At 48.6% G+C, this 14,510-nt stretch carries 9 protein-coding genes; 6 read left to right on the forward strand and 3 right to left on the reverse strand.

From position 1 onward, the window contains the following. Nucleotides 1-16: 16 nt before the first annotated feature. The 3 genes from JHU38_RS06205 to JHU38_RS06215 form a co-directional block, all read right to left on the reverse strand. Complete coding sequence (locus tag JHU38_RS06205; RefSeq protein WP_107582044.1) at nucleotides 17-3,274, reverse strand: TonB-dependent receptor; 3,258 nt, start codon at nucleotides 3,272-3,274, stop codon at nucleotides 17-19. A 47-nt stretch (nucleotides 3,275-3,321) separates the two neighbouring features. After that, nucleotides 3,322-4,341, reverse strand: a complete 1,020-nt coding sequence (locus JHU38_RS06210; RefSeq protein WP_107582045.1) for a FecR family protein — start codon at nucleotides 4,339-4,341, stop codon at nucleotides 3,322-3,324. A gap of 91 nt (nucleotides 4,342-4,432) precedes the next feature. Next, nucleotides 4,433-5,020: an RNA polymerase sigma-70 factor gene (locus JHU38_RS06215; protein WP_146157012.1), complete on the reverse strand. Its 588-nt coding sequence runs from the start codon at nucleotides 5,018-5,020 to the stop codon at nucleotides 4,433-4,435. A 934-nt stretch (nucleotides 5,021-5,954) separates the two neighbouring features. Between JHU38_RS06215 and JHU38_RS06220 the strand changes: the two genes are divergently transcribed. The 6 genes from JHU38_RS06220 (at nucleotide 5,955) to JHU38_RS06245 (ending at nucleotide 14,402) form a co-directional block, all read left to right on the forward strand. Next, entirely contained in the window at nucleotides 5,955-7,166 is a 1,212-nt protein-coding gene (locus JHU38_RS06220) for an SGNH/GDSL hydrolase family protein (protein WP_107582400.1), read from the forward strand. 280 nt (nucleotides 7,167-7,446) lie between these two features. Further along, nucleotides 7,447-9,117, forward strand: a complete 1,671-nt coding sequence (locus JHU38_RS06225; RefSeq protein WP_107582047.1) for a formate--tetrahydrofolate ligase — start codon at nucleotides 7,447-7,449, stop codon at nucleotides 9,115-9,117. A 173-nt stretch (nucleotides 9,118-9,290) separates the two neighbouring features. Further along, complete coding sequence (locus JHU38_RS06230; protein ID WP_107582048.1) at nucleotides 9,291-10,979, forward strand: putative transporter; 1,689 nt, start codon at nucleotides 9,291-9,293, stop codon at nucleotides 10,977-10,979. Between the two features lie 4 nt (nucleotides 10,980-10,983). Then, nucleotides 10,984-12,396: a threonine/serine exporter family protein gene (locus JHU38_RS06235; RefSeq protein WP_207859327.1), complete on the forward strand. Its 1,413-nt coding sequence runs from the start codon at nucleotides 10,984-10,986 to the stop codon at nucleotides 12,394-12,396. Between the two features lie 30 nt (nucleotides 12,397-12,426). Then, nucleotides 12,427-13,779 carry a DNA recombination protein RmuC gene (gene rmuC, locus JHU38_RS06240; RefSeq protein WP_107582049.1) on the forward strand — a complete coding sequence of 451 codons (1,353 nt, stop codon included), beginning with the start codon at nucleotides 12,427-12,429 and terminating at the stop codon, nucleotides 13,777-13,779. Further along, entirely contained in the window at nucleotides 13,776-14,402 is a 627-nt protein-coding gene (locus JHU38_RS06245) for a LolA-like protein (RefSeq protein WP_146157013.1), read from the forward strand. The genes rmuC and JHU38_RS06245 overlap by 4 nt, the downstream gene beginning before the upstream one ends. Nucleotides 14,403-14,510 lie beyond the last annotated feature (108 nt).

The following is a 14,510-nucleotide window of genomic DNA, read 5'->3' on the forward strand; positions in this document are numbered from 1 at the left end:
GTATAAGATTAAATGATTAGAAGTTCATTTTCACGCCGACGGTGAATGTGCGGGAGAGCGGATAGGCACCCATGTCGATACCATCGTTGATATCTACACTACCCAACGAGGTGTCCATGAACGACAAACCTGCTGGGTCCATGCCTTTATAGCCTGTAATGGTGAACAGATTTTGGCAACTGAGAGAGATGCGAAGGTCAGCAAACTTAGTGACTTTCTTAGAGAGATTATAAGCCAACGTAAGATTGTCGAGGCGCAGATAGTCAGCGTCTTCAAGCCATTTGGTAGATGCGGCCTGATAGTTGTTGCCCGTTACGTTCAAGGCAGGGTAGCGAGGATTGTCTGATTTGCCGAAGGAGTTATAATAAGCTTCCTTTAATGTAACGAAGGTTGACTTACCATTCATTGACGCTGCCGAGTATCTCATCAGGTTCAAACGCTGTGCTCCGAAAGCTCCCGTAAAGAAAACGTTAAGTTCCCAGTTTTTATACGTGAAGTGATTGTTCCATCCCAACGTGAAATCAGGGTTGGCATTTCCGATGATAGAGCGATCGCCTGCCGATACGGTGCCACTGTTATCGAGGTCGGCGTAGGTGTCATGTCCGTCTTTATCTAAGCCTGTCCATTGGTAAAGATAGAAAGAACCGATGGGTTTGCCCTCCACGATGCGAGTGACAGCGTCGGTAAGACCCGTTGCGGGAGTATATCCGGTGACGTAGGGAATGTTGTCTAACGATGTAACCTTGTTCTTCAGATACGTTCCGGTCAGAGTACTCGACCAATTGAAGTAGCCCTTATTGAGGATATTTGCGTCGATAGAGAAGTCAAGACCTTGGTTGGTAACTTCAGCCGCGTTGACCCAATAAGTGCCGCCACCATCGTAGTTGGGCATTGCTTTCTTGAGGAGGCCATCTTTGGTGAGCTTCTTGAAGAAATCGAACGAGAAGCGAAGACTTCTGTTGAGTACGGCAAAGTCAAGGCCGATGTTGTACTGATGCGTCTTCTCCCACGTTAGATTAGGTGTTGCTACACTCGTGCCGGCCCAGAAACCTGTGTATTTAGAGTTGCCACCAAAAGCGTAACCGGTCTGTTGCATCAGCCCAAGTGTTTCATAAGGGTCGATGGCTTGACTGCCGACAAGACCATAGCTCAGTCTTATCTTTGCGTCTTGAATCATGTTTTGATGTTTCATGAACTCTTCATTGCCCAACGACCAAGCCACGGCAAGTGACGGGAAATAGCCCCATTTGTCGTTGAAGAATTTGGAAGAACCATCGGCACGGAAAGTTCCGGTAACGAGATAGCGGTCGGCGTAGTTGTACATGACACGGCCAACCCATGACAATAGTGTCCAGGCAGAGTAGCCGTTGTTTTCCTTGCGGCTGCTGGCCAACCCTACATTCCACCATTTAACGCTCTCGGTGAGTAGGTGGTCGCCCGACAAATACATGTGGCGATATTTTGATCGGGTAGCTTCGAATACGCCGGTAGCGGTCAATGCGTGTAGTCCCCAATTGCCGTTGTAGGTTAGATTGTTAGTTGTCTGTAGCGTCATGCGCTGGGCGTCACGGTTTGACATGCCGTTAGAGTCGGCCACTTTCTTGGAAGTGAAGTAGTAGTTTTTCACATCCGCGTAGTCCACACCATTGGTCGTGGTGAATGTTAAGCCCGGCATGATGTTGAATCTTAGGTCGATATGGCCTGTGAAGAGAGCCTGACGGGTTTGTCCTTCATTCTCTTTCATCATGCCAACGGGGTTGTCTGACGTGAGCGCGCAGTAGAAGTCGCGCTTTGTATAGTTGCCCTGAGCGTCATAGATGTCGGAAACAGGCGAGAAGTTCAACATATTCCACAACACGTTGTTGGTGGAAGCACTGAAGTTAAAGTTCTTTGTCTTCGTGTGGGAAGCATTGATGTCAGCGTTGATGTTCAGCCATTTGGTGATGTCGGACGAGAGATTGACACGGGCCTGATAGCGTTCGTTCTTCGTTTGGATGACGATGCCCGTCTGTCCCATGTAGTTGCCCGATATATAATATTGGTTTGTGGTGTTGCCACTGCTGAGTGCGATCTTATAGTCCTGTGTTATGCCGGTTTGAAACATGGCGTCCTGCCAGTCCGTACCTTTCGTTCCGTTCTTAAAGGCCTTCAGACTTTCATCATTGAAGGTATTGGCATGTACCTCATTATAGGCTGTAGCAAACTCGTAGGGTGACAGTGTGTCGTAGCGTTTGGCTACATTGCTTACGCCCACTTGGGCATCGAAGCTGACTTTGGTTTGACCTTCACGGCCATTCTTTGTGGTAATGAGTACCACACCATTGGAACCGCGCGAACCATAGATGGCTGTGGCCGAAGCATCTTTGAGTATCTGTACCGACTGCACATCTTCAGGGTTAATACCTTGTAAACCACTTTCGCGGGCAATACCGTCGATGACATAGAGCGGGTCGTTGCTGCGGTTGACCGAGCCTGCGCCACGCACACGAATCTTCATCGTACCGCCGGGTACACCGCTGTTAGCAACCTGTACGCCCGAAATACGACCTTGGAAGGCATCAGAAATCTGTGTGATGGGTTGGTCGCTAAACTTTTTGCTATCCAAAACGCCTACAGAACCTGCCAAGTCAGCTTTTTTCACCGTACCATAGCCAATCACAATGACTTGATCGAGTGTTTCGGCATTTTCACTGAGGGCTACGTTGCAGTTGCCACCATCAGCTCTTACTTCCTTAGGGCTGAATCCTATATAGGAGAACTCCAGAATATCGCCGCGTTGGGCATTGATGGTGTAATTGCCGTTTGCGTCGGTGACGGTAGCTTGGCTCGTGCCTTTCACTTTGATAGTGACGCCCACGAGCGGTTCTCCCTTTGGGTCGAGCACCTGTCCTTTGACTTTTTGCTGTGTACCGGCTTGTTGTGAAGCTTGGCTTCTAGCCTCTTTGGGTGTGATAATGATGTGACGTCCCGACAGACTATATTCCAAATTAGTGCCTTTGAGCATTTGTTGGAGTAAGGAAGAGAGGTTTTCCGACTTCGAGTCGGTTTTGATCTGACGGCTCAGATTGAGCGTGTTCTGTTTGTAATCGATGGACAATGAGGTCTGCTGTTCGATGGCCTTGATAAGCGATTGCACGCTGTTGGTGGTCTTTTGCAGGTTAACAATTTGGTTCTGGCCTACCACGTGGGTGGAAAACGCGAGGCACAGACCGAGAAGGGCTAAATGCCGCTTCTGTCGGTATGCCCTTAGATAATGGTTGAATTTAAGAGTCATAAGTTTTAGAATTAAAGTATTTGATAGTAATGTTTTTGGAATTAGGTTTAGGTGTCTGTGCTTGATGGGGCTGCCTCCTTTCTTTTCTTATAGAGTTTGATGATGTTACCATGTTTATGATATTGAAAATGATTGCTCAATCGGCTGATGACGGTCATTACTTCGTCAATGTTTTCAGTGCGGTTAAAGTTCATGGTGAAGCGTTGTTCGAGGTCAAGGGCCTTGTCAACGTCAAACTTTACGTAGTAGAGAGCAGCCATTTGTTCCAGGATAACCTTTAATGTTTGGTTGTGGAAATCGATGTTGTCATGTGTCCACAGCCTAAAATCGCCGGCCCTGACCTGCTTTCGGCGCATAAGACCGTCACTTCGTCGATAGGCGATTTGCTCACCGGGCTTCATGAGTATCGCATTTTGGTTGTCGGATAGCTTGACGCTACCTTCTTCGAGCGTAGTGATGATGTCGCTGTCATCGCCATAAGCGCGTACATTAAAATGAGTTCCCAATACGCGTATGTTGAGGTTGCCTGCGTGTACGACGAACGGACGGCGGCTGTCTTTGGCCACTTCAAAGTGTGCTTCGCCTACGAGGAAGATGTCACGGCGGTCACCGTGGGGATTGAAAGTGGCAGGATAGAGTAGGCTTGAAGCCGAATTGACGATAATCTTAGTACCATCGCTCAGTGTCAGACTGTCAATTTTTCCTTCGCCCACATGAAATTCAGCCAGTTGAGGCTGCGCGTGATAGTCGGCCGACAGCTTCCAGGCGGCAGCAGCTGTCAGCAGCGGAATAGCCAATACGGCTGCCCAGCGAAGCGATTGTGCCAGTCGGCGACGTTTATGGCGTTGCTTCTCATAGCGTTGGCGGTTGTTTCGGAACATTTCCAAGGCTGTATCTACATCGGTAGTGTCGGGTTCTGCATGGTTCCAGACCATCTTTAGAGCATGATCTTTCTTCTCCGCATCCGTAGGAAGAAGGAGCCAATGCCTCAGTAGCTGACGTTTGTCGGCAGGAATGACACCATCGAAGTAGGCGTGAATAAGCTCTTGAATATCGTTTAGATTCATGGATAAGATGCTGTTTTATAAATAGGATGAATAAGTCATGAATCACACGTAATTCATGGCGTGTTAATTAATGATAAAAAAGGAAGAGTTGTTAGAATTGTTGCTCCCGAGTGAGCATCAGTGTGAGTGTCAATAGTTCGAGTAGCGGCATGAGGTGGCGCAGCTGTTGCAATGCCAGCGAGATGTGGGTTTCCACAGTTCGCTTGCTTAATCCCAATTCTTGTGCTATCTGTTCGTTAGAAAGTCCTTCGCGACGGCTCATGAGGAAGATGCGTCGGCGTTGTGCGGGCATGCGTTCTATTTCCTCTTTTATGATGGCCATGAGCTCCTTGTAGTGTAGCTCGTTGTCAATGATGTTGTCATCCGGCTCTTCGGAAGCTGTTTCTTGTACTATCCGCTGTCGTTGTAGTGAACGCCTGATGATTTCGAACGACGCGTTTTTGGTCATCACGTAGATGTAGTTTTCAAGATTCTGTATTTCGATCAGTTGATTACGCCTAATCCAGAGTTGCATAAAAATATCCTGCGCAATATTCTCGGCCTCAGCTTTGTCGCCGCAAAGACGGGCGGCAAAGAACTTGATTTTGGGATAATATTTTCGGAAGACGACATCGAAAGCCGCTTTGTTGCCCTGGCTCAGGGCGGCCAGCAGTATGCTATCGGATTCGTGCGTACTCATATACGGCGGATTGGGGAGATACTTGACTTGCTCATCTGACGACCTTAGATGCGCGAAGAACTTTCGTTCCGGCAAAAGTATGTAATTTATCGATGATGAGCAAGTAAATCTCCCGAAAAGTTGACACCGTGGTCGGAACTGACAAACATGTGTACATACTAAAATGATGGGAATTTATTGATGTTGCAAATGATTTCTGCCAACACACAAACAGACTGAACCGGAACGTGATGAATCACGCCCCTCCGGTTCACGCCCTGCCATTTACAAACACGGAAGTCATAGCTTGGTAATGTCAATCAGCCGCCATGCGTCGGCGTAAGGGCGTGATTCATCACGTTCAGCATTGGCAATCAAACATTAAAACACTGCTAATTTTAGGAAAACTGATCCCGAACCGTATATAATAAAAGAATGAATAGCTTTCAAGAGAAAATAAAAAAAAGATAAATAAATGAAAAACGTTATGAATTTATTTGACAAACAGGTCGAAAAAAGTGCGCTTTTTCAGAAAAGAAAAGGAAGCGGACGGAAAAACGGCAGGAAAATGAAGTTTGGGTTATCGGCTGATTATCAGTAAGTTAACAAAATTCAATGCGATAAACAGGGCCAGATACTTTGCGATAGCTATGCTTTTAGGCTGTAAAAGGGCAGCTATTAGCAGCCGAAAGCTACCCTTTTAGAGCGTAAAAGGGCTGATATTGGCCGTTAAAAGTACTGCTTTGGAGACAAAATACAGGAAAATGGCGTAACCGAAGTACGCTGAGAGGGCCTGAAAAACGCTGGATGAGTTGTTTCGGAAGTGTTAAAATTCACACCTGTTTCTTTACAAAAATCATTTTTCTTCCTATCTTTGTACGCGTCATCCTACCGTAACGGCGGAGGAAAAACGATGAGTGGTTTATTGACAATGAAGGTGAAGAATATGAAAAAGATGAAGCGATTGTTGTTGGTTGTCGCCTGCTGTATGGCCATACAGCTGTCGGCACAGGAAAAGCCGACCGTTACGCTGGGTCGTTGGGTAGGTACATGGGCCGCGGCGCCGCAACCTGTGGTGAAGGCCTATATGCCCTATGATAACAATATGACCAACCGATCGGTACGTCAGATTGTAAAAGTGTCGATCGGCGGGAACGTATTGCGCTTACGGCTGAGCAATATCTACAGTTCGGAACCCGTGGAAATTCGTTCCATCTATATCGCTTTGGCTAAAGACTCTTTTGAGTTATATCCTCATACGGCCCGTTATCTGCAGTTTGGAAAAAAGTATCGGGTGGTGATTCCTGCGGGAAAGGAAACGGTAAGTGATCCCCTGAAGTTTGACTTGCGTGGCTTGGATCGGCTGGCTATCACCATCAATTATACGAAAGCGCCTTCGGTTCCTACCGTTCACATGGGATCGCGCACCACCTCTTATATTATGTCGGGCGTGACAACGGCGCAGACGAATTTCGGTAAGGCCTTTCGTGAAGAGCATTGGTTTAATATTGCCGGTATTGATGTGTTTGATATAAAAAGTGAGGCCATCGCTATTATCGGTAATTCGATAACGGATGGCAAGAATTCTAATGACAACGCGCAAAACCGTTGGCCCGATATGATGAGCGAAGCCTTTCAACTGAAACATCAGATAGATTATCTGGGCGTGCTCAATCTGGGGATAGGCAACAACCGTGTGACGTTGCCCGGCGGCTTCGGAGCGCAGGCCAAAGTCCGCTTCGACCATGATATTCTGGAACAAAGCGGCGTGACACATGTCATCATTTTTGAAGGAGTGAACGATATCGGGGCGGCCCGTGGCAACAGTGAGCAGGTGGCTGCCGAACTGATTGCTTGTTATGAACAGATGATTCGGAAAGCCAAGGCCTTAAAGTTGAAGGTCTACTTAGGCACTATTACCCCTTTTGAAGGTGCCGGTTACTATACGTTTTTCCACGAAGCGGCCCGTGAGACGGTGAATGAATGGATTCGCGGGCAGTATAAGAATGTGGATGGGATTCTTGATTTCGCGGAACTTTTGCAGGATCCGGCCAATGTTCACCGTATGCGCAAGGAGTATCAGAGCGACTGGCTCCATCCCAATGCCGAGGGTTATCGCGTAATGGGCTATTATGCCGCCGAAATTCTGACGCGAAAAAGTAAGTAGATGGCTGTGCCCGATACGCTAAAAAGCAATTGAGGCAAGCTTCACAGCCTACCTCAATCGCTATTCAAATTAATATGATCTATTCAAAAAAATGGCTAATCATTGTCCATTCCTGTTCTGGGGGCAAAGATAAAGAATCCATTCACGCGTCGCAATACCTAAAAAGGATGAATCTGTGGGTAGGGAAACTAATTATTCGTAGGTATATAGTCTCGGTTAGCCGTGTTTTCACGAAAAAACACTATCTTTGCGTTTTATAATCATTCTATTCCAAATCACAATGAAATCTGATATCGAAATTGCCCGTGCGTGCAATATGCGCCCCATTGAAGACGTAGCTGCCGACTTGGGCGTTAATGCTGCCGACCTGGACCGTTATGGCAAGTATATTGCCAAAATGCCGACTACATTGATTAATCCTGAAAAGATAAAACGGAGCAACCTGATCCTCGTGACGGCAATGTCGCCTACGAAGTCAGGAATCGGCAAGACCACGGTTTGTATAGGCCTGTCGATGGCTTTGAATCGGCTTGGAAAGAAATCGGTTCTGGCATTAAGAGAGCCAAGTCTGGGACCTTGTTTCGGTATGAAGGGCGGCGCTTGTGGCGGCGGTTACTCGCAGGTGCTGCCTATGGAGAAGATCAACCTGCACTTTACGGGCGATTTTCATGCCATCACCACGGCTCATAATATGATTACGGCTCTGCTTGACAACTATCTTTATCAACATTTGGAAAATGGTTTCGCGCTGAAGGAAGTGTATTGGCAGAAGCGTGTGCTCGATGTCAACGATCGCAGTCTGCGTTATATCGTGACAGGACTGGGGGCTAAGACCAACGGTATTCTTGCCGAGAGCGGGTTCGATATCACGCCGGCCAGTGAAATCATGGCCATCCTTTGTCTCGCGAAAGATGAGGCCGACCTGCGTCGTCGCATAGAAAATATACTCTTGGGAATCACGATGGAGGGTAAACCGTTTACCGTGAAAGATATGGGAGTAGCCGGCGCCATTACCGTTTTGTTGCTCAACGCCCTGCAACCGAATCTCGTGCAGACCATCGAAGGTACGCCGGCTTTTATTCATGGCGGCCCTTTTGCCAATATCGCCCATGGATGCAACAGTATCATCGCTACGAAGATGGCGCTGAGCCTCAGTGACTATGTCGTGACGGAAGCCGGATTCGGCGCCGACCTGGGAGCGGAGAAGTTCTTGGATATTAAGTGTCGTGAGGCCGGGTTGCAGCCCAAACTGGCCATATTGGTGTGCACAACGCGTGGATTGAAAATGCATGGAGGCATGTGTGTGGGGGCTGATGAAAGTCATGGTGAACGTGAGCTGGTTTGTGGTCTTGCCAATTTGGATCGCCATATTCAGAACCTACAGTCGATGGGACAGACCGTTATCGTGACACTCAATGAATTTAATACCGATACGGAACAAGAGGTAGAGCTGGTGCGTAGCCATTGTGAGGCAATGGGCGTGGGCTTCGCGTCTAATGCGGCGTTTATGCGTGGCGGCGAAGAGTGCGAGGAACTGGCCCGATTGGCTGTTGATACCATTGCCGAAAAACCATCGGGAAAGATTGAGTATGCCTATCAGCTTGAAGATGGCATCGCGAGAAAGGTGGAAAAATTGGCCAAACATATTTATGGAGCCGGCCATGTAGTGTTCAAGTCTGCCGCGATTCGACAGATGAAAGCCATTGAGGCGATGGGATGTGGCCATTTTCCCGTGTGCATCGCTAAAACACAGTATTCTTTTAGTGATGACGCCAAGGTCTACGGGGCGCCCCATGGCTTTGAATTTACCGTGCGCGACTTTGTGCTGAATGCCGGCGCGCGGATGATCGTGGCCGTGGCCGGCGAGATTATGCGCATGCCCGGGCTGCCCAAACATCCGCAGGCGGAGCGCATAGATATTGTAGATGGATTGATAGAAGGACTCGATTAGAGTAAAATATCATTCAAATCAACAAATATAGTAAATACACTGATTAAGTGGGAAAAACTTACTACCTTTGCGGCTGAAATGTATCTCTCTTTGGCTGCAAAGGCAGAGTCGCGTGTTTGTGTCGCGTCGTCAGGCAGCTTTCGTTGTTATTGCAACGTATAAATAGTAATATAATGGAATTAGTTCGTAATTTGTTTGAAGGATTTCCTGATCTGTGGGGTGGTGGAGTAGCTCACTCCGTAATGATTTTGGCGTTGGTCATCTCTCTTGGTCTTGCTTTGGGCAAGGTAAAAGTGTCTAACATTTCACTCGGACTCACATGGGTCTTGTTCATTGGGCTGGTATTTGGCCATTTTAATTTTAATCTTGATGAACATTTGCTCCATTTTCTGAAGGAGTTCGGCCTTATTCTCTTCGTTTATTCTATCGGTCTGCAAGTGGGGCCCAGCTTTTTCGCTTCTTTCCGCCGTGGAGGTTTGTCGCTCAATATGCTGGTGCTGCTCATCGTATTTGTAGGTGTGGGCATGACTGTGACGCTGCATTTCGTGACGGGAATTCCTATCACGACGATGGCCGGAATCCTTTCGGGAGCTGTTACCAATACGCCCGGACTGGGTGCCGCTCAGCAGGCGAACAGCGATCTCAACCATATTGACTCGCCCGATATAGCCATGGGCTATGCCGTAACCTATCCTATGGGTGTCATAGGGGTGATTCTTACGTTTATGGCTCTGCGCTATCTGCTGCGTATCAATCTACAGAAAGAAGAGAAGCAGGCCGCTACGGGACTGGGACACTTGGAGGAATTGACCGTAAGAACTTTCACCATAGAGGTTGAAAACGAAATGATTGAGGGGCAGACGATCGCTCATATTCACCAATTATTGAACCGTGACTTCACGGTGTCACGCATTCTGCATGTAGCCACGGGCGAGTTCAACGAGGTTGTCAATGGTTTGACGGTATTGAACAAGGGCGACAAACTTTTGGTGATCGCACGTCCGAACGACATAGAACCCATTACGGCGTTGCTCGGTGTGCCGACAACGGTGGAATGGGCGAACTATAACAACGAACTCATTTCACGTCGCATTCTCGTGACAAAGCCGGAAATTAACGGTAAGACCCTTGCTCAACTGAAAATACGCTCCAACTTTGGTACGAATATTACGCGTGTGAACCGCTCCGGCGTTGATCTGGTGGCCACGCCCAACCTTCATTTGCAGATGGGCGACCGTGTGACGGTGGTCGGTACGGAACTGGCTATCAGCCATATCGAAAAGTTAATGGGTAATTCGCTGCGCCGATTGAACAATCCTAATCTGATACCTATTTTCCTTGGCATAGCTTTGGGATGTTTGGTGGCAAATATACCTATTATTATACCGGGCATTCCGGAGTCGTTGAAGTTGGGATTGACGGGCGGACCACTCATCGTTGCGCTGCTGATCGGTTGGCTGGGACCCAAGCATAACTTGGTTACTTATACTACCATCAGCGCCAATTTGATGATTAGGGAAATCGGAATCTGTATCTTCTTGGCTTGTGTAGGCTTGGGAACAGGTCGTGAATTCTTTTCGACGGTTATCAGTCAGGAAGGCTTGACATGGTTGGGCTATGGCGTTCTGATTACGATATTGCCCTTGTTGATCGGTGCTCTCATCGGTCGTTATTTCATGCATCTCAATTATTTTACGCTCATCGGCGTGTTAGCCGGTACCAATACAAATCCGCCGGCGCTCACTTACGCCAGTGATCTGACACAGAGCGACTCGCCGGCTGTAGGCTATTCGACGGTTTATCCGTTTGCCATGTTCCTGCGTATCGTCACGATTCAGATTTTAATATTAGTATTAGGATAAGCGTATGTCTACAGAACTTCAGACTCCTGCCGATCTCAAACTTCGCCGTAAGCTCGATTTACTGCTCAAGACGGGACGGTTGCTCGTGGAAAGCTCGGCCGACACGGCCCGTATTCTTCGTAATATGAAGCGTACGGCAGCTTTCCTGGGTTTGCCGGAGCAGAATCTTCATATCTTCGTAAACTATACGATGCTCATGGTGAATCTCAGTGATGAGCATCATTCGTTTGTGAAATTCCAGCGTTGTGAGAAGCATGGTATCAATATGGAAGCCATTTCTGCCGTCAGCAAACTGTCATGGAAGGCCATCATAGAGGACTATACGCTGGACGAATACGAAGCGGAGCTTAACCGAATCAAGCGAAAGAAGCGTAATTATACCGATTGGCAGGTAGCTACGGCGGCAGGATTCGCGTGCGGTGGCTTCTGCATTCAGTTCGGTTGCGACTGGGCGGCGTTCTTCTACGCGTCGATTGCGGCCATCCTGGGCATGCGATTTCGCACTTTTCTCAATCATCAGGGGAGCAACCACTATGTCAATATAGCGATCGCGGCTTTTCTGTCGACCATCTTGGCTTGGCTTTCCTCCTTCCTTTCGACGAATGCGGACATCGCTTCAGTCCTACCGTCGTTTATGGTTTCGACCACGCCCTGGCACCCCTTGATGGCCTGTGCCCTGTTCATCGTGCCCGGCGTTCCCATCATCAACTTTGTCAGCGACATGCTCGACGGCTACGTTCAGGTCGGTCTGGTTCGCTTTATCAATACGTTACTGATGGTCATGGCCATGGCTTTCGGTATCGCCTTTGCCATCGGAGTGTGCGGAATCAACAATTTCGTGACGGATTTGAGCATGACGCCGCACCATGAATACTGGGAGTTCGCGTTGGCCGCCGCGATCTCAGCCGTGGGTTTCAGTACGATTTTCAATATTCCACGCCGTTTGTTGCCCGTGGTAGCCATTGGAGGTATCATAGCCGTGTGCGCTCGAAACTTCGTTAACTTGGGTCCGAGCAGTGATAATGTAGGGCTGGATATGGGACTGATAACCGGTTCGCTTGTCGGTTCGGCGCTTGTGAGTATCATTGCCACCCAGGCCATGCACTGGTTCCACACGCCTCATCACTGTCTTTCCATCCCGAGTGTCATCCCGATGATTCCCGGCGTGCTGATGTATCGGTGCCTGTTTGCCTTCATCGGAATGCGTGGTGTCGTGGGCGAGGTGACGATAGCCATGCACAACGGTATTATGGCTTCGTTGGTGACGCTCTGCATTGCCATCGGTGTAGCCATTCCGAATATATTCTTCCGTAGAATGCTCTTCCTGAAACGTAAGAAGAAACTGTCGGATCTGCTCATTCAGCGGCGTCGTCTGCATGGCGAATTTGTTGATTTGGATGAGATTGTAGAGAATTAATCAGTCTTTATTCCTTTCTTTTGTACCATTATGGAAATATTGATTTCAGTTATCTGTCTGTTGATTGGGCTGGCTATTGGCTATCTTTTGTGCCAAAGTAAGTCGCAATCGGCCTTGTCGTCGTTGCAGTCGCAGCGCGATGTCTTGCAGTCGAAAGTTGCGGATAGCGCTCGTCAGACCGAGGACTTGCGGGCCGACTTTGAGAAGCAGAAGCAGGAGCTGAAGGCAAACCATGAGCGTCAGTTGGCCGAATTGCGGCAGGCACAGCGCGACCAGTTGGAACAACAGCTGAAGCTGATACGTGAACAGATGAACTCGGCGTCGGAGAAGATTCTGAAAGAACGGGCCGAGGAACTGTCGGAAAACAACAAACAGCAACTCTCTTCCATCCTCAATCCACTGCACGAGAACATCAGGCAGATGAAGGAAGCGGTGGAAAAGAGCGACCGTCAGCAGAACGAGTCGATGACACGGCTTGACCAAAGTATCAAGGAAAATATGAAGCAGGCCCGTGAAGTGGGCGAGCGGGCCGATAAACTGGCCAGCGCTCTGACCAGCGAGAATAAGACACAGGGCAACTTCGGTGAGCTGCGCCTGAAGCAGGTGCTCGAAAGCATGGGGCTGGAAGAGGGGCTGCAATTCGAGGAGCAGGCTACGATGAAGGACGAGCAGGGCCATACGATATACGAGGAGGACGGCCATCGACTCATTCCCGACGTCATCCTGCACTTCCCCGACAGCCGGGATGTCATTATTGACTCGAAGATGTCGTTCAAGGCGTTCGAGGACTATCACAACGCCGACACCGACCAAGCGCGTGAGGAGGCCCTGAGGCGGCACATCTTGTCGGTGCGCAACCACGTGAACGAGCTGGCCCGGAAGAACTATAGCAAGTATATCCGTGACGGGCGCCACCGTCTTGACTTCGTGATGATGTACGTTTTCAGCGAGGGCGCCCTGCAACTGGCCCTGGCGCATGAGCCGGGACTGTGGAAAGAGGCCTACGACAAAGGGGTCGTCATTGCCGGAAGCCAGAATCTATACATGATGTTGCGCGTGTTGGAGATGACTTGGAAGCAGGTGCGACAAGTGGAAAACCAGCAGGAAATCATGAAGGCGGCCAATACCATTATCGACCGTGTGCAACTGTTCTACGAACGTTTCCTTAAGGTCGACGAGCAGTTACGCAAGACACAGGAAGCTTTCGACGACGTGAAGCGTACCACCCAGCCATCGGGGCTGAGTATCATGACGGCCGCCCGCCAATTGATAACGTTTGGTGGCGAGGAGAACCCGAAGCGCAAAGTGCGCATCGCACAGGATAACACGGCTACACAGCAGTCGCTTGAGAAAGCAGAATCAAACAATGAAGGTAAGAAATGAGATTTTTCAGAATATTTTTATTGATGTCGCTCTTGTCGGTTAGTCTGTCGGCAACGGCGGCCTTGTCAGCCAACGAGGCGCAGGCTCGCCGTATTTTTGACAAGACTTATTCCATGGTATTCGGTCCGCAGGGTTGCATGCTCAGTTATAATGTCAATATCATTGGCCTTTACAAGACGACGGGCACCATCTGGTATAAGGGCAAGAAACAGAAATTCATAGAAAAGCGTTATGCTTCCTGGTGTGACGGACATAGTTTTTATAGGGTAGACACCAAGAAACGGACCATCGAACTTCATGACCCCAATTCGCCGAATCGGGACAAATATGCCAGTAAATTTGCCTTCCATGCCGACAACTACACCTATCATGTCAAGGGACGCAAGCAGTATTATGAGATTACGCTCGACGCCAAGGACGGCGTTTCGGGCTATATCAAGCACGTGAAAGCCCTCATCGACGGACGTACTTACGCGCCTGTGAGCTTGAAAATCAAGGTAGCGTTCTTCTGGACGACCATCAAAATCAGCAATCTCCGCAGTGGCGGCATCGACGATTCCATGTTTTCATTTCCCCGACAGCAGTTTGCGGGCTACGAATTTATCGACAAGCGGGCGGAGTAAGGATATAGGAACATATTTCTTTGTGGGTGTTTTTTGACATAAAGACATAAAAACCAATAGTGTCCTAAATAATTTTTGTGAAAACGCATATAAAGTTTCATCAAATCA

It is taken from the genome of Prevotella illustrans, assembly GCF_017426725.1.
Taxonomy (GTDB): domain Bacteria; phylum Bacteroidota; class Bacteroidia; order Bacteroidales; family Bacteroidaceae; genus Prevotella; species Prevotella illustrans.